This is a genomic window from Undibacterium sp. 5I1, assembly GCF_034314085.1.
Taxonomy (GTDB): domain Bacteria; phylum Pseudomonadota; class Gammaproteobacteria; order Burkholderiales; family Burkholderiaceae_D; genus Undibacterium.
The window spans coordinates 1,031,976-1,052,518 of sequence record NZ_JAVIWI010000001.1; the positions used below are offsets into that span (position 1 = coordinate 1,031,976).

Consider the following 20,543-nt stretch of genomic DNA (forward strand, 5'->3'; position numbering starts at 1 on the left):
TATCAAAATTATTCTCGCTTAATTTTTGCTTAATTCCTGTTAAAGATATACGTACTATGCCTGATAAAAAATCCTCCACTGGCGAAAAGCTTTTATATTGTTCTTTTTGTGGCAAAAGCCAACATGAGGTTAAAAAACTAATTGCAGGTCCGTCTGTTTTCATTTGCGATGAATGCATCGATCTGTGTAACGATATTATTCGTGACGAAGTTAGCAACTTGGAATCTATTTCCAGTGCAAAAACTGATCTGCCAACACCTTTAGAAATTACAGCTTTGCTTGATCAATATGTAATTGGTCAAGTAACAGCAAAACGTATTCTTGCTGTAGCTGTTTATAATCATTACAAGCGCTTAAAGCATCTTGGTAAAAAAGATGGTATTGAGCTATCTAAGAGCAATATCCTTTTGGTCGGCCCAACTGGGTCAGGTAAGACCTTACTTGCACAAACTTTAGCACGTATGCTCAATGTGCCGTTTGTAATTGCTGATGCGACAACTTTGACTGAGGCTGGCTATGTAGGCGAAGACGTTGAAAATATTATTCAAAAGCTGCTTCAAAACTGCAACTATGAAGTTGAGCGAGCCCAAAAAGGGATCGTTTATATTGATGAAATCGATAAAATATCTCGTAAGTCAGATAATCCTTCAATTACCCGCGATGTTTCTGGAGAAGGCGTACAGCAAGCATTATTGAAATTGATTGAGGGTACGATGGCATCCGTGCCACCGCAGGGAGGGCGCAAACACCCTAATCAAGATTTCATTCAGATCGATACCACAAATATTATGTTTATTTGTGGCGGTGCATTTGATGGTTTGGCTAAGATTATTTCTGACCGCTCTGAACGCAGCGGCATAGGATTTTCTGCTAGCGTGAAAAGTCAGGCAGAGAAGAGTGCTAGCCAGGTTATGCAAGATGCAGAACCGCAAGATTTGATTCGTTTTGGTTTGATCCCTGAGCTTGTCGGTCGTTTGCCTGTGATTGCAACTCTCAACGAGCTTGATGAGACGGCATTAATTCAAATCTTGGTCGAGCCGAAGAATGCGCTGATCAAGCAATATTCTAAATTGCTTGAAATGGAGGGTGCTGAGCTTGAAATCAGGCCAGCAGCTTTGCAAGCAATTGCAAAAAAAGCAATCGCACGTAAAACAGGTGCACGAGGCTTAAGATCTATTCTTGAGCACGCGTTGCTAGATGTTATGTATGATTTGCCTAGCGAGCAAAATGTTTCTAAAGTGGTTATTGATGAAAATACTATTACCAATGGCGCAAAACCTTTGTTGATTTACGACGAGCAACCGAAGGTGTCAGGTATAAAATCTTAATCCTTTAAAATTGTGGGTGAATGTCATAATTGATCCACGGTATTTGGAATAAGCAGTACAATTAATTACACAATAAAATTGAGCTTCAATCGAAAAGCTACCCGGAGTTTCTCTCTGAGTGGCTTTTTTTATTGTTTTTCGGATGACGGGCTTGAGATTTAGCCTAGTGCGCCAATCTATATACTAGAAATTTTGAATAAGGTGCGCCATGACAACTTCTATAATTACTGAACAAACCGAATTGCCTTTATTGCCACTGCGCGATGTGGTTGTGTTTCCACACATGGTTATTCCTTTATTTGTGGGGCGTCCAAAGTCCATTAAAGCTTTGGAAGCAGCAATGGAGCAGGGCAAGAGCATCATGTTGGCGGCACAAAAAGCTGCAGCAAAAGATGAGCCATCTGCTGACGATATTTACGAAATCGGCTGCATTGCCAATATTTTACAAATGTTGAAATTGCCAGACGGCACTGTTAAGGTGCTGGTCGAGGGTGCGCAGCGTGCACGTATCCACAAGATTACTGAAACAGAGTCTCACTTCACAGCAGAGCTCACTCCTGTTGCGCTGGAAGAGGGTGATGACTCTGAAGTAGAGGCAATGCGCCGTGCAATCGTTCAGCAATTTGATCAATATGTAAAACTGAATAAAAAAATCCCACCTGAAATTTTGGCATCACTTTCCGGAATTGATGATGCGGGTCGGTTAGCCGATACGATTGCTGCACATTTGCCTTTGAAGCTAGAGCAAAAGCAAGTCATTCTGGAAATTTTTAGCGTTGCCAAACGTTTAGAACATTTGCTTGGTCAATTGGAGGGTGAGCTTGACATTCTGCAAGTAGAAAAGCGTATCCGTGGCCGTGTTAAGCGTCAGATGGAAAAATCTCAGCGTGAATACTATTTGAATGAGCAAGTAAAAGCGATTCAAAAAGAACTCGGTGAAGGTGATGAAGGTGCTGACATCGATGAGTTAGAAAAGAAAATTCTAGCCGCAAAGATGCCGAAAGAAGCGCATAACAAAGCGATGAATGAGTTGAAAAAGCTTAAAATGATGTCGCCTATGTCTGCTGAGGCAACTGTTGTTCGCAACTATATAGACACGATCGTTAATTTACCTTGGAAGAAAAAATCCAAGGTAAACAATGATTTAACTAACGCTGAAAAAGTGTTGGAAGATGATCACTTTGGTTTAGATAAGGTCAAAGAGCGTATTCTGGAATATCTTGCCGTACAACAGCGCGTTGATAAACTGAAAGCGCCAATATTGTGTTTGGTCGGCCCCCCAGGTGTGGGTAAGACCTCCCTTGGTCAATCTATAGCACGTGCTACTAATCGTAAGTTTGTACGTATGGCGCTGGGCGGTGTTCGTGACGAGGCGGAGATCCGCGGTCATCGACGCACTTATATTGGCTCTATGCCCGGTAAGATATTGCAAAGCTTATCGAAAGTAGGCGTGCGTAATCCATTATTTTTACTGGATGAAGTAGATAAAATGGGGGCGGATTTCCGTGGCGACCCGTCTTCTGCGTTACTTGAGGTGCTAGATCCTGAACAAAACCATACTTTTTCTGATCATTACATCGAAGTTGATTTCGATTTATCAGATGTTATGTTTGTAGCGACCTCTAATTCATACAACATTCCGCCAGCTTTGTTGGATCGTATGGAGGTTATTCGTTTGTCGGGTTATACCGAAGACGAAAAAGCTAGCATTGCCCAGCGTTACTTACTTCCTAAACAAATTAAAAATAATGGTTTGAAGGATGGTGAAATCAGTGTTGCTGAAAGTGCTATTCGAGACATTATTCGTTATTACACTAGAGAAGCAGGGGTACGTTCCTTAGAGCGTGAGTTATCAAAAATTTGTCGCAAAGTCGTTAAAATGCTCTTACTTAAAAAGAGTGAAAAGAAAGCAACGATTACATCAAAAAATCTTGATAAGTTTTTGGGTGTTCGTCGTTACGATTTTGGTGTGGCGGTCAAAGATAACCAGGTTGGACAAGTCGTTGGTCTTGCGTGGACTGAAGTCGGCGGCGATTTATTGACAATTGAAGCAGTTGCAATGCCTGGTAAAGGTGGCGTGATACGTACCGGTACTTTAGGCGATGTGATGAAGGAGTCGATTGAAGCTGCTCGCACCGTAGTTCGCAGTCGTGCGAAGCGCTTGGGTATTAAGCCAGATGTGTTTGAAAAAAGTGATATTCATATTCACGTTCCAGAGGGGGCAACGCCAAAAGATGGTCCTTCCGCTGGTATTGCTATGACGACAGCTCTGGTATCTGTTTTTACCGGGATACCGGTACGTGCAGATGTAGCGATGACTGGTGAGATTACCTTGCGTGGTGAAGTATTGCCTATCGGTGGTCTAAAAGAGAAATTATTGGCCGCTCATCGAGGCGGAATTAAGACGGTTTTAATTCCTGAAGAGAATGCTAAAGATTTAACTGAGATTCCTGATAACGTCAAAAATAAGCTAGAAATCATTCCAGTGCGTTGGATAGATAAAGTCTTAGAAATTGCTTTAGAACGTCAGCCAGTTGCTTTGACTGATGAAGAAGTTTTAGTAGCTGCTACGGCCACTAAAGTTGAAGGTGGCGTTGATGTTGGTGGTGTTGTAAAGCATTGAGCCTGATCCGAAATTTGGTTTTAATCAGATAGTTTTCTCTGATTAAAAACTAAAGAAATTAAAATGGCCGCTAGTTACCTAGTGGCCATTTTTTATTCATAATTGATTTTCTGGGTTATCTAATCTTTAAATCATTGTCTAAATAGTAAATTAAATTGACCGATAATTTAACTTTTGTCGAGACGATGAAAGTAGGCTCGAAACATAAAATTTTATGCATTTAATCGGAGTGATTGCATACTATGGGTGAGTATATTTTAATTGTCTATGCACCAATTGAGTAAAATCATGTTTTTCAAAAAGATTGTGGGGAGTATATTGATTGAGTTGGGACGTGACAGATGGAATTTTTTTAATTTCCTGATATTGCCAATACCTAGTAATACATAACTTAAGTCCAGGTTCTGAGCAGCCCAACGGCTAAACCTTCAAGTGAAAAGTCTTGATCAAGTTCATTAATCTTGATATTGGGATAATCAGGATTTTCTGCCAATAGCTCGATCATATCCCCTGATTTTTTATAGCGTTTAACCGTAACATCATCCCCCATACGGGCAATCACGATTTGTCCATTTTTTGCTTCGTTAGATTTTTTTACTGCGAGCAAATCACCATCAAAAATACCGGCATCACGCATAGACATACCACGCACTTTGAGCAGATAGTCTGGAATAGCTGAAAATAAGGCTGGATCAACTTGATAGGTCGTATCCACATGCTCTTGCGCAAGAATGGGAGATCCTGCTGCTACTCTGCCAACTAGCGGCAAACTAAGTTGCATTAGTGATGGATGAGGTAGCGCTAATTGAGCACTATAGTTAGGCCTAGCCTTGGTGCTTCCACTGCTTAGTATGGAATCGAGCAATCGTATGCCGCGTGAGGTACCCGGAGCAATTTCAATAACTCCTTTGCGTGCTAGTGCTTGCAAATGCTCTTCCGCTGCATTGGTGGAGCGAAAACCTAATTCATTCGCAATTTCTGCTCTTGTTGGCGGAAATCCAGTATTTTGGATCGCGTCCTTAATTAAATTTAAAATCTGTTCTTGGCGAGCGGTGAGTTTTAGCATGATCGAATTCCAATCGTGTAGTTGTGAGACTGGGTTTATATGCAGCCTGTATTTTTGTACAGTATAAACCTAAAATCTTTTTTATCTCAAAATTTTTTTAAGTCCTCTCAATGGTTGTGTTACGCATAAATTGGTAGCAGTAAATGTAATAAGCTATTGAAACTATTGAGTAAATTATCAAAGTGCAGTATAGTTATGGGCTTTCCTCTTCCCGCACTCGTCTTGACGCCGAGGCGGGCTACTAAATTGTCCACAAGGAGAATATATGCGTCATTATGAAATCGTATTTATCGTACATCCGGATCAAAGCGAGCAAGTGCCTGCAATGATCGAACGTTACAAAGCCACAGTTGTTGCACGTAGTGGTCAAGTACACCGTATTGAAGATTGGGGCCGTCGTCAATTGGCTTACATGATTCAAAAACTGGCAAAAGCACATTATGTTTGCATGAACATTGAGTGCGATGCTGAGACTCTGATTGAGTTGGAAACCGCATTCAAATTCAATGATGCAGTTCTGCGCCACCTCACAGTCAAAATGAAGAAAGCTGAAACAGCGCCATCTCCAATGATGAAATCTGTTCAGAAAGAAGATGCTGCTAAAACGCAACGCGTAGAAGCGCCAGCAGCATAATTGACACGTTAGAGGACGCTACATAAATCAGTGAATCAGCTTAAAGTCGTTGCCAGCATTGTAGAAAAATCGGCGCTGCGTTTTACACCAGCCGGAATTCCGATAGCTTCTGCGGTACTGATACATAACTCTAAGCAAACGCAAGCAAATGCCCAACGTGTAGTCGACTTTGAAATCAATGCGCTAGCCGCAGGAGAAATTTCAAAGCGATTTATGGAAATAGAGTTAGGTGTTGTAATGCAATTCACAGGTTTTTTGTCGCGCAAGAACCGTAACAGCAAAAGTCTCGTATTTCACATTACTGAATTCGAGACAAATTTACTAGATTAGGAGCCACAAATGGCATTCGGTAAAAAATTTGACAAAAGCAAACTGAAAAATAAGCGCCCACAACAAAATCCATTGTTCAAGCGTAAAAAATTCTGCCGCTTTACAGCCGCACATGTAGCGCAAGTTGACTACAAAGACGTCGATACATTGAAAGATTTCGTGCAAGAAAACGGCAAAATCATGCCAGCACGTTTGACAGGTACTAAAGCTTTGTACCAACGTCAAGTCGACACAGCGATCAAACGCGCACGCTACTTAGCGTTGCTGCCGTACACTGATTTGCACACAGCGTAATTGACGACAAGGTACTAGGAGAAAAATATGCAAGTTATTCTGATTGATAAAGTCGTTAATCTCGGCAATCTGGGCGATGTAGTTAAAGTTAAAGATGGTTACGCACGTAACTTCTTGATCCCACAACGTATGGCTCGCCGTGCTACAACTTCAGCGATTGCTGAATTCGAAGCAAAACGCGCAGAGTTGGAAAAAGCAGCAGCAGCACGTTTGGCTGCAGCACAAGCTCAAGGCGAAAAATTGTCTGGTTTGACTGTGCAAATCTCGCAAAAGTCTGGTGTTGATGGTCGTTTGTTTGGTTCCGTAACCAACTTCGACATCGCTGAAGCATTGACCAAGCAAGGTTTTGCTGTTGAAAAAGCGCAGATTCGTTTGCCACAAGGTCCGTTGAAGATCGTTGGCGATCACTCTGTTGCCGTTGCATTGCACACAGACGTAGTTGTTGATGTGACCGTTGCTATCTTGGGCGAGCACGCTTAAGTTTTAGTTGCATAGCATTAAAAAAGCCGGGTTCGCCCGGCTTTTTAACGTTTACGTCGTTAAGATTGAGCGATCAATTACTCTTGGCAGTCAGGTATTGATTTAATTAATTTGGTATTTTAAAGCTTGCAGCATAAATGGTATTTACTATTTTTTAATAGCGGCTGTGCCTGTTATCTTAGTAATAAATGGTCAGAGTTATGTATTTCATTAAGGCATGTTCTGTTGATTTCGATATTGAATAAAAAGGTATAATGCGCGCCATGAAAGCACCTTCCGATCCGCAATTAGATTCCATTCGCGTCCCGCCACATTCCATCGAAGCCGAGCAATCTGTTTTGGGCGGCTTACTATTAGATAATGCTGCGTGGGATAGAATCGCTGACTTTATCCGCGAGGATGATTTTTATCGATATGACCATAGGATTATTTTTCAGGCCATTGTTAAGCTGATTAACGCGACTAAGCCCGCCGACGTTATTACTGTCTACGAGGCATTGACTGGCCTGAATAAAGCAGACGACGCTGGTGGATTGACGTATTTAAATGCGCTAGCACAAAATACTCCCTCCGCCGCAAATATTCGTCGTTATGCCGAAATTGTGCGTGACCGGGGTGTATTGCGCAAATTGATTTCAGTATCTGACGAAATCGCTGGTAATGCCTTTAATCCGCAAGGCAAAGAAGTAAAGCAAATGCTGGATGAGGCAGAGTCTAAAATCTTTGCGATTGCAGAGGAGGGCTCCCGTGGCGCTCAAGGCTTCACTGCTATTCAACCTTTGCTTACACAAGTGGTTGAGCGAATTGATGAGTTGTATAACCGCGATCACACGAGCGACATCACCGGCGTACCAACGGGCTTTACGGATCTGGATCGGATGACTTCCGGTTTGCAACCTGGTGATTTGATCATTGTTGCAGGTCGCCCATCAATGGGTAAAACGGCGTTCTCTATCAATATCGGTGAAAACGTCGCAATTGAAAGTGGTTTGCCAGTCGCTGTGTTTTCGATGGAAATGGGTGGCGCTCAATTAGCCATGCGTATGCTTGGCTCTGTCGGTCGCTTGGACCAACACCGACTGCGTACAGGTCGGTTGGTCGATGAAGATTGGCCGCGCCTGACCCATGCGATTCAAAAAATGAACGACGCGCAGTTATATATTGATGAGACGCCTGCGCTGAGTTCAATTGAATTGCGCGCTCGCTCGCGTCGTTTGTCACGTCAATGTGGCAAACTGGGTTTGATTATTATCGATTACTTGCAACTGATGTCAGGTAACACTGCAGGTGAAAACCGTGCGACAGAAATATCCGAAATTTCCCGCAGCTTAAAAGGTTTAGCAAAAGAGTTGCAGTGCCCAGTAATCGCACTCTCTCAGCTCAATCGTTCGTTGGAGCAAAGGCCGAATAAACGTCCGGTAATGTCCGATTTGCGGGAGTCTGGCGCGATTGAGCAAGATGCTGACGTCATTCTATTTATCTACCGTGATCAGGTTTATAACCCGGACTCTCCAGATAAAGGTACTGCCGAGATCATTATCGGTAAACAGCGTAATGGTCCTATTGGCAGTGTTCGCTTAACCTTTTTGGGCGAATACACTAAGTTCGATAATTACACAGGCTCACTGTCTATTTACGGTGACAACGAATAGTCGTACGACTATTTAGCAGTATCCAGACTAATCAGATTCTTCTTTTTGATCTGGAGCGATTTCAGTATTTTTACTTCTAGCGAGAACAATATGTTTGGACGATTGATGCCCACTGAGGGTAAATTTTTTGAGCTCTTTAACCAGCATGCAGAATTATGCGTTAAAGGTGCCAAAGAAATGGTCGCCTTGATGACCAATTTTGATGACCTTGAGCACCGTGTACATGCAATTGAGGGTATAGAAAAACAGGCCGATACAGTCACCTACAACACGATTGAGTTATTGCATAAAACCTTCATCACGCCGCTGGACCGTGACGATATCCACCAGCTGATTACCCGCATGGATGATATTTTGGATTTGCTGGAAGATGCCGGACAAACAATCTCTTTATATGACGTCCGTGAGATTACGCCAGAGGCCAAACGGTTAGCTGAGCTATGTCTAGCTTGCGCTGAAAAGGTAAAAGCTGCAGTCGGACTCCTTAATAACATGAAAAACTCCCGCGAGATTTTGTTGATCTGCGAAGAGATTGATCGCTTAGAATCCGATGCAGATCACGTCATGCGCGCCGCGATGTCTAAATTATTCCGTGATGAACCGGATGTCCGTAATCTGATTAAATTGAAAGCGATTTACGAGATTCTGGAAACCGTGACAGATCGTTGCGAAGACGTCGCCAATATTATTGAAGGCATTATTGTCGAAAACGCGTAACGATGAAACTGGCAAGATATTGCTCTGCTAGTTTAGATGCTACAAATATGTGTATCGGCAGTATCTAAGCATTTAACTTGCCTGTCGTTTTATTAGTATTAACTCTCAGCTCCGAGAGTGCTTAAAAGAGAAGTGATTCCCATGCAAACCTTCCATATGAGCCTATACCTCATCATATTTCTGGTGGTGCTAGCTCTGTTATTTGATTTTATGAATGGCTTTCATGATGCAGCGAATGCTATTGCTACCGTTGTTTCTACCGGCGTATTAAAGCCTCAGCAAGCAGTCGCGATGGCGGCATTTTTTAATGTGCTCGCCATTGTAGTTTTTCCATTGACTGTTGCAACCACGATCGGTAAAGGTACGATCGATCCCAGTGTAGTTGATCATTATGTGATTTTTGGCGCATTAGTCGGGGCGATTTTTTGGAATTTTGTGACCTGGTATTTTGGTATTCCATCGTCCTCATCGCATGCATTAATCGGTGGTATGGTTGGTGCGGCGGTAGCTAAAGCGGGCACTGGTGCATTAATTTCTGCTGGCTTGATCAAGACGATCGTGTTTATCGTTGTGTCTCCTCTGTTGGGGTTTTTTCTCGGTTCTTTAATGATGTTATTGGTGTCGTGGTTGTTCGTTAAATCGACGCCGATGAAGGTTGATAAATGGTTTCGTCGTTTGCAGCTTTTATCCGCTTCCATGTTTAGCCTGGGGCATGGCGGTAACGACGCTCAAAAAACCATGGGTATCATCTGGATGCTGCTGATCTCTGCCGGTTATTCTGCACAAGCAGATACTTCGCCACCGCTCTGGGTGATTATCTGTTGTTATACCGCGATCGGTATGGGGACTTTGTTTGGCGGATGGCGCATTGTCAAAACTATGGGACAAAAAATTACAAAGTTAAAACCTGTAGGCGGTTTTTGTGCAGAGACAGCAGGCGCTGCGACCTTATTTTTTGCCACCGCCATGGGCATTCCTGTCTCCACGACACACACTGTTACTGGTGCGATTGTGGGCGTGGGTTCTGCCCAAAAGATGTCTGCAGTGCGTTGGGGTGTTGCTAGTAATATTGTCTGGGCCTGGATTTTGACTATACCTGCCTCTGCCTTTGTCGCCGCGATTGCATGGTGGGTCGGACGACACATATTATAGATACTCCCCCTGTTTTTTGGTAAATATGCCTTATCGTCCATATTTCTTCTGGACGATTAAATATACACAGGGGTAGTATATTAAAAAGCCTGACAGGCATCACGTTTATCAGGCTTTTTTCAACTGCGTACCGTTTGTTGATCTGATCGCCGCTATTCGCTTACATTTGTTTAAACAGATGCACAAAGCTACGACTGACTTCCAGCTTCTCTGTTAGTCCTTTGACTTGCACTAGATGCCGTCCCCTCATGTCGCGCACTACGCCAGAAATCGCTTTGGCATTGACCAGGGTTGCCCGATGAATTTGCCAAAACAGGGCAGGGTCCAGCTCTTCCGCCAGATCGCGCACGGGCTTCCGGATCAATGCCTCGTAGCTTGCTGTTTGTACCCGGGTGTATTTTTCGTCTGATTGAAAAAACAAAATTTCTTCGACCGGGATCAAACGTAATTCTTGACCAATAGATGCTTGTATCCATTGCAAATAACTCTGTTTGCCGATTCCCATCTGCTTGGCTAATTGCGCCAGCATATTGCTCATGTCATTAGGCTCGGCTTGGCTATGTAGTCGCGTTTTTAATCGCTCTACGGTGCGCGTCAGCCGCTCTACATCCGCTGGCTTCAGCACATAATCGACTGCGCCATGATCAAACGCCTCTATTGCATATTGATCATAAGCAGTGATAAATACGATATGCGCTTTGTTGCCAATTTCTTTAGCGGCTTCTAAGCCTGTTTTTGCAGGCATGCGAATATCGAGAAAGGCAAAGTCAGGCTGTAATGTTTCTACTAACTGCACAGCTTCTTCGCCATTTTTGGCTTCATCGAGAATCTGCAATTCTGGCCAGACTTGTTCTAGGCGTGACCTTAACTGGTCGCGCATCAGTCTTTCATCGTCGGCGATTATGGCGGTTGGCATATCGGTTGGCATAGTTCGTCAATTCCGTTTAGTTGGCTAACTCATAAGGGATTTCTATAGTAACGCAAACGCCTGTCGGTTGATTAGGTGTAATGATCATTTGCCCTTTTTCTTTGTAAATAAGTTTCAGACGCTCACGAATATTTTGCAAACCTAAGCCCGTGCCGTTACTCGGCATTGCACCAAAGCCCAATCCGTTATCTGATACCGATACCCGCAATTTGTTGTGCGCTACTTCTGCATGGAAGCGAATCGTGCCACCTTCGGCTTTGACCTCTAACCCATGCTTAATCGCATTCTCAACCAGCGACTGCAACATCATCGGCGGGAAAGAGGCGCTGCGCAATCCTTCTGGCATGATGAAGTCAACCTCTAATCGTTCTTCCATCCGCATTTTTAATAGATCCAGATAAGACCTGACCATATCCGCCTCGCGTCCCAAATTGGTTGTTGCGGCGTTTTCGCGCATTTGTGGCAAGACAGCGCGCAAGTAAGAGATCAAGCTGCGTTGCATCGCTGCTGCGCGAGGCGGGTCGGTTTCAATCAAATATTCTACCGATGCCAGCGTGTTAAATAAGAAGTGCGGTTCGACTTGCGCTTGCATCATTTGCATCTGTGCCTCGCTAACCTGACGCAGCAATGATTCACGCTCAGCAGAGGCATTGGCTTGTTTGGCCTTTTCTTCCGCTCGGACTTTCCCACCCATTAACGCCTTCATACCAAGCAGGCCAAAAATCAATAACATCACAAAGTTGATAAACCATTTGGATGATTTTTTCTGATAACTCTTTACCTCTTCATCCGCAGCGTCGGCAACGGCATCTTCAATATCATTGCTGATTTCCTGTGCGACCTCTGGCGGTAGCTTGATGTGAATATCATCTTGCCCATTTTTACTGATGATTGGTGCTGCAGGTGCAGCAGGTGCTGCGGCTGAGGCTTCAGAGGCGGCACTTTCTGCTGGTGCGACCGGCGCAGCAGGTTCTGTTGGTGTGCTGCTATTGCCGTTTAAAACGCGAATGCCATTCTCATCGATCTCAATTTGTTTGCCATCACCATCGGTTTTGTTTTTGCGGATATGGATACCAGTCCCATCAATCTCAATATTGGTATCGCCGTCGCTAATTGCTTTGGATTTACTCGCTTTTTTCGCTGCTTTTTTCTTAGTGACGACAACACTCTCTTCAGAACTAAAAAGATTATCTTGAAGGATCGCACCCGCGATCATTGTGACGATGGCGAATAAGAAAAACTTCCACCAGGACAATTGCGTTACCCAAGCGGCAGTTTTGTCAAAAGCCTTGCTGAGCCAGCGTAAAAAACTAGTAGCAAACTCTTTACTTGTTTGAAGTGTATTCGGGTTCATGATGAATTTCTCTCTAAGTTATCTTATTTCTACTAACTGATATTGGCTGATTAGCTTGGTAGCAAAGATAATGTTTTATATGGCATGTTGTGACTTTAGAGAAATGCTGGAGCGATCGCTACAGGCTTGCGACAGTCTGCAAATAAACTGGGACAGAATCAGTAAAAGTGAGCTTAGTGTGCAGGAGCAACAGTATGTTTTTCAAGATATAGCGAAAAAATGATGTCTTACCTGCTATGAAGATTGTTGATGAAGCTCATTGCTGTTCGTGATCATAAGAGTGATGTAAGTTTTTATTTAGATAATAAAAGTAATGAGCAGCATTTTAAAATGATCATGATGGTCGGTAAAAATCAATGAAGTAATTAAATAAGTAATTAAATAAGAAAGTGGCACATATCAGTGATCTGTATGATCACCTGACTGCGCCACTATTGAAATAATTTGATATCAGCAGACCTAGTAAACGGAACTAAGTATTTTTTACTAATTGCTTTTGATTTTCTAACCAAGGATGTAAATCCTGCTTGGTCATAGGTTTTGCATAGTAATAACCCTGCGCCAAATGACAGCCAAACGACATTAAGGTTTGTGCTTGCATTTCGCTTTCTACACCCTCGGCAATGATAGAAAGCTCCAGACTTTGTCCTAATTGCACGACCATCTTGGCGATACTGCCGTCACCAGAATTTTCTTGTATTTCGTTGACGAAGGCGCGATCGATCTTCAGTTTGTCTACATCAAGTTTTTGTAAGTGACTTAGAGATGAGAATCCCGTGCCGAAATCGTCAATCGATACTTTGATCCCTAACTGTTTGATTTGATACAGCGTTTTGATCAGCAGTTCAGGGTCTTTCATCGCCATGGATTCGGTGATTTCTAGTTCTATTCTCTCTGGCGGCGCTTTGGTATCAGCCAATGCATTGTGCAAGGACTGCATAAACAGCGGGTGAGAAAACTGTGCTTGAGATACGTTAATCGCCATTTGGAAATCTTCGTAACCTAGACTGCGCAGATGGACGAGTTCGTGGCACGCCGTACGCAAAACCCATTCACCAATATCAACGATCAAGCCAGAATATTCGGCAATCGGAATAAATTGATCGGGAGGGATAAATTTACCTTCATCGGTCTTCCAGCGTAACAGAGCTTCCGCGCCAACTACCCGACCATTACGCATATCGACTTGCGGTTGGAATACCAAGAATAGTTTTTCGCTCTCAAACGCAGAGCGTAAAGCATGCATCAGACGAACACGTTCGCGGATTTCTACTCCCATATCTCTGGTGAAATAGACAAACCCACCGCGTTGATGTGATTTGGCACGTTTTAATGCAATATTAGTATCTTTTAGTGCCTCTGATCCGTCGCCATCGTAATCGCCGAGGGCGACTAAACCAATTGTTGCTGACAACTGTACATCTTGGCGGTCAACTTGAACAGGAGGGTGGAAGAGCGCCAAAATCGCATCAGGGCAGACCATTTCTTCATCACCTAGTAGCGCAAAAGTATCGCTGCCTACGCGTGCTAGCTGACAATCGTTACCAAAATGTTTTGTCAGCCGTTGCGCGACAGCGCATAGCAACATGTCGCCAAACTGGTGACCAAGCGCATCATTGGTTTCTGCAAAATGGTCAATGTCAATTAAGGACAATGCACTTTGTTTTTTGAGTGGCGATTGCAAGGTTTCATTCAACGTTTGCAATAACTTTAAGCGATTGGCTAAGCCAGTCAGAGGATCGTAAAACGCATAGCTGTGCAAGCGCGAGGTCAGCATGACATTATCTAGGCCAACGGAGACGTTGCTGCAGAACACTTCCAGCAGCCGTTTATCCATGTCATTAAGATCAAGACCTTTATTCAGGTAGACAGTCAGATCCCGATCCGCGACATTACTAAAATAAAGTGTGGTCGATTCAGGTTCATACAGATTGCTACGTCCTTGCATAGAACGCTGCACAATGGCATGCACACTTTCTTGGGCGACGTCACCTAAGGGGCGATCAATCCATTCGTTAAAAGAAAAGGTTGTTGCAATAACGAGTAATTCATTTTCAGGATTTCCACCCTGTTGAGCGCAAACAAAGCCCTCAGGATGTCCACCTAGCAAACCAGATATTTGTGTTAAAACCCCAAGCGCGAAATTTTGTAAGCCCTGCAACGCCATTAACTCCGTACTGGCATTAATGATGAGTTCTAATCCTCGGCGGCTGGAACTGATGGCACAGATTTGTTCATAGGAACGAATTGCTGATGTAACGGCAGTGTATAGCTTGGTGCGTGTCAGCTCTGATTTGGTTTTGTAATCATTGATGTCGTAGTCGCGGATCGCATCAATCTCAGGTGCGTAACCAGGTTGTCCGGTGCGTAAGATAATCCGCACGTCGGATAAGCCTAAGGTTTTTCTGATATGACTAACGAGTTGCAGGCCGGCGTCTTCTTGTTCCATTACGACATCAAGCAGAATAATCGCTATATCAGTTTCGCTCTGGAGAATGTCACGTGCCTCTGCAGCCGAGTATGCATGTAAGAAACTAAGCGGCCGGTGCTGAATCTCCAGGCTGCCGAGCGCAAATGTCGTCGCTGAATGGACATCAGGATCATCATCGATGATCATAATGCGCCATGTTGGGTGAAGCTTGCTCACTGCCGAAGCATCACTAGCCTCTGGTTCATCCAGAAAAACCAGATCATCTTCGGAAGAGTGGATCATTGCATTCATCTGAGGTGCGACTCCAAGAAAGGATTTATATATTGCTACGTGTATTACTTTCTTTGATTGTAACTTTACGTGAACTATCGCATTAAATGATCAAACAGCCAAGTCGGATTTGTTGTATTGAGTCAGTATAAAACAAGACGTACAAATATTTCTCGACTTATGTGGACAAAATTCATAAAACCAAATTTTGTGTCGAGATTTACGTACTTTTCCTCGCGAATGCCTTACCCGAAAGCGACTCTTACGCCGTCATCGCTGTTAAAATCAAGGCAATTTCGAAACAAATCCTGCAAATATTATGTCTGGTAATACATTTGGAACACTGTTCACTGTGACGACTTTTGGTGAGTCACATGGCCCTGCAATCGGTTGTGTAATTGATGGTTGCCCTCCGGGGCTTGAGTTGTCAGAGCTGGATATACAGCCTGAATTAGATCGTCGCAAACCGGGCACATCGCGCCATGTCACGCAACGGCAGGAGCCAGATACGGTAGAAATTTTGTCTGGTGTGTATCAAGGTAAAACGACAGGTACACCGATTGGTCTATTGATCCGCAACCAAGACCAGCGCAGCAAGGATTACGGCAACATTACCGAGACTTTTCGCCCCGGACACGCCGACTTTACCTACTGGAATAAATACGGCATCCGCGATCCACGCGGCGGCGGTCGTTCTTCTGCACGCTTGACTGCTCCCGTGGTCGGTGCCGCAGCTATTGCCAAAAAGTGGCTTTTTCAACAGTATGGTACGACCTTTAAAGGTGGAATGAGTCAATTGGGCGATATCGTGATCCCGTTTGAATCGTGGGCGCATGTGTCTGATAACCCTTTCTTTGCGCCCAACAATAATCCGGCTTTAATTACACAGCTAGAGGATTACATGGACGCCTTACGTAAAGACGGTGATTCGATCGGTGCGCGGATTGATGTGGTAGCGAGCGGCGTCCCGGTTGGTTTGGGAGAGCCAATTTACGATAAATTGGACGCAGAAATCGCTTACGCTATGATGGGGATTAATGCAGTTAAGGGCGTAGAGATTGGTGCTGGTTTTAAGTGCGTTGCCCAGCGTGGTTCCGAGCATGGCGACGAACTGACGCCTGAGGGGTTTGTCGGTAATAACGCTGGTGGTGTTTTAGGGGGGATTTCAACCGGGCAAGATATTACGGTTTCGATTGCGATTAAGCCCACATCGTCTATTCGTACACCACGTCGTTCGATTGATAAGGACGGCAACCCAGTGATGGTGGAAACTTTTGGCCGGCATGATCCCTGTGTTGGTATCCGTGCCACACCGATTGCTGAGGCGATGCTGGCGCTGGTATTGATGGATCATGCTTTAAGGCATCGTGCACAATGCGCTGATGTTAGGCATTCATAAATATTGCTATGATGTGATTTGATACGACTCTACAGTTTTATGGGGAGTATAGCCACTAACGATGGTTATTGACCAGATAATCTATGGACAATTAATTTTACTGGGTAGGAGTATTGAAAATATTCTGTAGATGTTTTGTGGTGATGCAGTTAGATTTTCACGAATCAGCTCAACAGAATAAAAAATGGAAATTTCTTTATTTCTCTCCGATTATCCGGTGAAAGTTTGGCTTTAATTTAATATTTTCTATTTTTCTATGGAAAAACGTATGCCTTAAATTGATGCGCAGTATGGTTCTGCGTTGCACAATTGTGGCATAATCTGAAGCAAATCTTGCATAAGAGTCTCTCCGATTTCACCTGAGTCGACTGCAAATCACCTGAGTAGTGCATATTGCACCGGTTTCCTGTCAATTGTTGTGTCGTTGATCTGGCCAGACCGCACGAAACTTCGTATTTCCCTGCTCCTTTGATTTGCGCTAATCCCAAAAGGATTATCCGGCTTCTTACGCGCGTTGCAGGCTCACGTATCTCATATCAGGTTTCAACATCATGCTTAAAACGCTTTACGACAAACTTTGGGAATCCCATATCGTCAATGAGGACGATGATGGCACCGCAATTTTGTATATTGACCGCCATTTACTTCACGAAGTCACCAGCCCGCAAGCTTTTGAAGGGCTAAAAATCGCTGGGCGCCAGCCTTGGCGATTGTCCGCGAATCTGGTAGTCGCGGATCACAACGTGCCAACCACTAACCGCATCAATGGCATTGATGACCCGACTTCTCGCCTGCAAGTAGAAACGCTGGATGCCAACGCAAAGCAATACGGCTTGACGTATTTTGGTATGAATGACAAGCGTCAAGGGATCGTGCATGTGATCGGTCCAGAGCAAGGTGCGACTTTGCCAGGTATGACGGTGGTGTGTGGTGATTCTCATACATCGACCCACGGCGCATTTGCTTGCCTGGCGCACGGCATTGGCACCTCAGAAGTTGAGCATGTGTTAGCCACACAAACACTCATTGCTAAAAAATCCAAAGCCATGCTGGTGCAAGTCGATGGTGCGATGCCGGCTGGCGTGACCGCAAAAGATATTGTCCTCGCCATCATTGGCAAAATTGGTACGGCCGGAGGTACTGGTTATGCGATTGAGTTTGCTGGCTCAACAATCCGTAGTTTGTCGATGGAAGGTCGCATGACCGTCTGTAATATGGCGATTGAAGCTGGCGCCCGCGCTGGCATGATTGCCGTTGATCAAACCACGATTGATTATGTCAAAGGTCGTCCGTTTTCTCCTGCAGGTCCGCATTGGGATCGTGCAGTTGAATACTGGCGTACTCTGCATACCGATGCTGGTGCAAAGTTTGACATGGTCGTTACCTTAAATGCGGCAGAGATTAAGCCACAAGTCACTTGGGGAACTTCTCCAGAAATGGTTGTCGCTGTCGATGGTCGCGTCCCAGATCCAGATCAGGAAAAAGACGCTGTAAAACGCGATGCGATGGAAAAAGCGCTGATTTACATGGCCTTGAAGCCAAACACCGCGATTGAAGATATCCGTATCGACAAAGTATTTATTGGCTCTTGCACTAACTCTCGCATTGAAGATTTACGTGCCGCTGCCGCTATAGTGCGTGGAAAATTCCGTGCATCCAATGTAAAGTTGGCGATGGTTGTTCCAGGCTCTGGCTTGGTCAAGGATCAGGCAGAACGGGAAGGCTTGGATAAGATTTTCCGTGATGCTGGTTTTGAGTGGCGTGAGCCGGGATGCTCGATGTGTCTCGCAATGAATGCGGATCGTTTGGAGCCGGGTGAACGTTGTGCTTCGACATCGAATCGTAATTTTGAAGGTCGCCAGGGGCAGGGTGGTCGTACTCATTTGGTCTCTCCTGCAATGGCGGCAGCCGCCGGTATTGCAGGTCATTTTGTTGATGTCCGCGCTTTGCGCTAATTTTATTTCTGAGGAACATACATGAAAAAATTATTCACTCTCGCCATTTGCGTAGTCGTTTTAGCTGCTTGCAATACCGTCCAAGGTATTGGTAAAGATGTAAAAAAAGCAGGTGAAGTCGTTGAGGATGCTGGCAGAAAATAATGATGGAAAAATTTACCGTGCTTGATGGTCTTGTCGCGCCGATGGACAGAGCGAATGTCGATACTGATGCCATTATTCCAAAGCAGTTTTTGAAGTCAATTCAGCGTAGCGGTTTTGGCCCTAATCTGTTTGATGAATGGCGTTATCTGGATCATGGTGAGCCTGGTATGGACAATAGCAAGCGTCCGCTCAATCCAGAGTTTGTATTGAATCAAGCACGTTATCAAGGCGCCTCAATTTTACTGACGCGAAAAAATTTTGGTTGCGGTTCTTCGCGTGAGCATGCACCGTGGGCCTTAGATCAATACGGTTTTCGTGCAGTGATAGCGCCAAGTTTTGCCGATATTTTCTTTAATAATTGCTTTAAAAATGGTTTGCTTCCAATCGTTTTGAGTGAGCAGCAAGTTGATCAGTTATTTAATGAAGTCAAAGCTTTTCCTGGCTTTCGGTTGATCGTTGATCTTGAGAAGCAGGTTGTGACAACGTCTAATGGCATTGTCAGCTATCCATTTGAAGTCGATACTTTCCGCAAATATTGTTTGTTGAACGGGCTTGACGACATCGGATTGACTTTGCGCCAGGCGGACAAAATTCGTGCATTTGAAGAGCGGCATATCGCGATGCAGCCTTGGTTAGCGAATACGATCTAATCGAATCGTAATGCGACGATTTATTGAAATGAATAGAACATGAAAATAGCAATTTTGCCAGGTGATGGCATCGGTCCTGAGATAGTCGAGCAAGCAGTCAGAGTTTTAAATGTGTTGGGTGAATCATTTGAAATGGAAACTGCATCAGTCGGTGGCGCCGGCTTTGAGGCAAGCGGGCATCCTTTACCAGAGGCTACGCTCAAACTGGCATTGGAAGCTGATGCGGTGTTGTTTGGCGCAGTAGGTGACTGGAAATACGATACTTTAGAGCGCGCTTTGCGTCCTGAGCAGGCAATTCTTGGTTTGCGTAAAAATCTCGGTCTGTTTGCAAATCTGAGACCGGCAATTTTATATCCTGAATTAGCGGGAGCTTCTACTCTAAAGCCTGAAATAGTTTCGGGTCTGGATATTCTGATTATTCGGGAATTGACCGGCGACATTTACTTTGGACAGCCTCGTGGTGTGCGGGAATGTCCAGATGGTCCTTTCAAAGGCCAGCGCGAAGGTTTCGATACGATGCGCTATGCCGAGGGAGAAATCCGCCGCATTGCTAATGTCGCTTTTCAAGCCGCGCAAAAGCGTTCAAAACGTTTGACCAGCGTGGATAAGGCAAATGTGCTTGAGACGTTCCAGTTCTGGAAAGACATCGTCACGGATGTTCATGAAGAATATCCAGACGTCGCGCTAGATCATATGTATGTCGATAACGCGGCAATGCAATTAGTACGCGCACCGAAAAAATTTGATGTGATCGTTACAGGCAACATGTTTGGCGACATTTTGTCCGATGCAGCGGCAATGTTGACTGGCTCAATCGGAATGTTGCCTTCCGCATCGTTGGATGCAAATAACAAAGGCTTGTATGAGCCATCGCATGGCTCTGCACCTGATATCGCGGGCAAAGGTGTTGCCAATCCTTTAGCGACTATTTTGTCTGCTGCAATGATGTTACGTTTCTCATTTGGCAAAGCCGATCAGGCGGATCGTATTGAGAGTGCGGTTAAGAATGTCTTATCTCAAGGTCTGAGAACTCCAGATATTTATGAGCCAGGAACGACGAAAGTTGGAACGGTCGAGATGGGTAATGCAGTAGTTAAAGCACTTGAATAAGTGTAGTAAGTATATCAATCAGCAGG

The 20,543-nt window shown here is 44.4% G+C and carries 18 protein-coding genes; 14 read left to right on the top strand and 4 right to left on the bottom strand.

Annotated features, from left to right (window positions below):
- Nucleotides 1–56 precede the first annotated feature (56 nt).
- Nucleotides 57–1,328: an ATP-dependent Clp protease ATP-binding subunit ClpX gene (gene clpX / locus RGU72_RS04365; protein ID WP_322118555.1), complete on the top strand. Its 1,272-nt coding sequence runs from the start codon at nt 57–59 to the stop codon at nt 1,326–1,328.
- A gap of 208 nt (nt 1,329–1,536) precedes the next feature.
- The gene (gene lon / locus RGU72_RS04370; RefSeq protein WP_322118556.1) at nt 1,537–3,951 is read left to right on the top strand and encodes an endopeptidase La; all 2,415 of its coding nucleotides are present in this window, start codon (nt 1,537–1,539) and stop codon (nt 3,949–3,951) included.
- A 391-nt stretch (nt 3,952–4,342) separates the two neighbouring features.
- Here lon and lexA read toward each other — a convergent pair whose 3' ends face one another.
- Complete coding sequence (gene lexA / locus RGU72_RS04375) at nt 4,343–5,017, bottom strand: transcriptional repressor LexA (RefSeq protein WP_322118557.1); 675 nt, start codon at nt 5,015–5,017, stop codon at nt 4,343–4,345.
- Between the two features lie 265 nt (nt 5,018–5,282).
- On the opposite strand from lexA, the gene rpsF reads away from it, so the two are divergent.
- The 7 genes from rpsF to RGU72_RS04410 all read left to right on the top strand — a co-directional run bounded on the left by rpsF (nt 5,283) and on the right by RGU72_RS04410 (nt 10,276).
- Nucleotides 5,283–5,651 carry a 30S ribosomal protein S6 gene (gene rpsF / locus RGU72_RS04380; RefSeq protein ID WP_322118558.1) on the top strand — a complete coding sequence of 123 codons (369 nt, stop codon included), beginning with the start codon at nt 5,283–5,285 and terminating at the stop codon, nt 5,649–5,651.
- Between the two features lie 30 nt (nt 5,652–5,681).
- Nucleotides 5,682–5,981, top strand: a complete 300-nt coding sequence (gene priB / locus RGU72_RS04385; protein ID WP_322118559.1) for a primosomal replication protein N — start codon at nt 5,682–5,684, stop codon at nt 5,979–5,981.
- A gap of 9 nt (nt 5,982–5,990) precedes the next feature.
- On the top strand, nt 5,991–6,275 hold the full coding sequence (gene rpsR / locus RGU72_RS04390; protein WP_322118560.1) for a 30S ribosomal protein S18: 285 nt from the start codon (nt 5,991–5,993) through the stop codon (nt 6,273–6,275).
- A 27-nt stretch (nt 6,276–6,302) separates the two neighbouring features.
- Entirely contained in the window at nt 6,303–6,755 is a 453-nt protein-coding gene (gene rplI, locus RGU72_RS04395) for a 50S ribosomal protein L9 (protein ID WP_322118561.1), read from the top strand.
- 263 nt (nt 6,756–7,018) lie between these two features.
- On the top strand, nt 7,019–8,407 hold the full coding sequence (locus RGU72_RS04400) for a replicative DNA helicase (protein WP_322118562.1): 1,389 nt from the start codon (nt 7,019–7,021) through the stop codon (nt 8,405–8,407).
- Nucleotides 8,408–8,497: 90 nt separating this feature from the next.
- On the top strand, nt 8,498–9,124 hold the full coding sequence (locus RGU72_RS04405) for a DUF47 domain-containing protein (RefSeq protein ID WP_322118563.1): 627 nt from the start codon (nt 8,498–8,500) through the stop codon (nt 9,122–9,124).
- A 141-nt stretch (nt 9,125–9,265) separates the two neighbouring features.
- Nucleotides 9,266–10,276, top strand: coding sequence for an inorganic phosphate transporter (locus tag RGU72_RS04410; RefSeq protein ID WP_322118564.1), 1,011 nt, complete (start codon nt 9,266–9,268; stop codon nt 10,274–10,276).
- 160 nt (nt 10,277–10,436) lie between these two features.
- Here the strand turns inward: RGU72_RS04410 and RGU72_RS04415 are convergent, their stop codons facing one another.
- From RGU72_RS04415 to RGU72_RS04425, 3 genes are all read right to left on the bottom strand, one after another.
- Complete coding sequence (locus RGU72_RS04415; RefSeq protein WP_322118565.1) at nt 10,437–11,192, bottom strand: LytTR family DNA-binding domain-containing protein; 756 nt, start codon at nt 11,190–11,192, stop codon at nt 10,437–10,439.
- Between the two features lie 28 nt (nt 11,193–11,220).
- Entirely contained in the window at nt 11,221–12,558 is a 1,338-nt protein-coding gene (locus tag RGU72_RS04420) for a sensor histidine kinase (protein ID WP_322118566.1), read from the bottom strand.
- Between the two features lie 472 nt (nt 12,559–13,030).
- Nucleotides 13,031–15,271, bottom strand: a complete 2,241-nt coding sequence (locus tag RGU72_RS04425) for an EAL domain-containing protein (RefSeq protein ID WP_322118567.1) — start codon at nt 15,269–15,271, stop codon at nt 13,031–13,033.
- Nucleotides 15,272–15,578: 307 nt separating this feature from the next.
- On the opposite strand from RGU72_RS04425, the gene aroC reads away from it, so the two are divergent.
- The 5 genes from aroC to leuB all read left to right on the top strand — a co-directional run bounded on the left by aroC (nt 15,579) and on the right by leuB (nt 20,517).
- A complete protein-coding gene (aroC, locus tag RGU72_RS04430; protein ID WP_322118568.1) occupies nt 15,579–16,658 on the top strand; it encodes a chorismate synthase in 1,080 nt (359 codons plus the stop codon).
- 551 nt (nt 16,659–17,209) lie between these two features.
- Entirely contained in the window at nt 17,210–18,613 is a 1,404-nt protein-coding gene (leuC, locus tag RGU72_RS04435; protein ID WP_322118569.1) for a 3-isopropylmalate dehydratase large subunit, read from the top strand.
- Between the two features lie 21 nt (nt 18,614–18,634).
- Complete coding sequence (locus RGU72_RS04440; RefSeq protein WP_322118570.1) at nt 18,635–18,757, top strand: entericidin A/B family lipoprotein; 123 nt, start codon at nt 18,635–18,637, stop codon at nt 18,755–18,757.
- A gap of 2 nt (nt 18,758–18,759) precedes the next feature.
- Complete coding sequence (gene leuD / locus RGU72_RS04445) at nt 18,760–19,407, top strand: 3-isopropylmalate dehydratase small subunit (protein ID WP_322118571.1); 648 nt, start codon at nt 18,760–18,762, stop codon at nt 19,405–19,407.
- 39 nt (nt 19,408–19,446) lie between these two features.
- Nucleotides 19,447–20,517 carry a 3-isopropylmalate dehydrogenase gene (leuB, locus tag RGU72_RS04450; RefSeq protein ID WP_322118572.1) on the top strand — a complete coding sequence of 357 codons (1,071 nt, stop codon included), beginning with the start codon at nt 19,447–19,449 and terminating at the stop codon, nt 20,515–20,517.
- Nucleotides 20,518–20,543 lie beyond the last annotated feature (26 nt).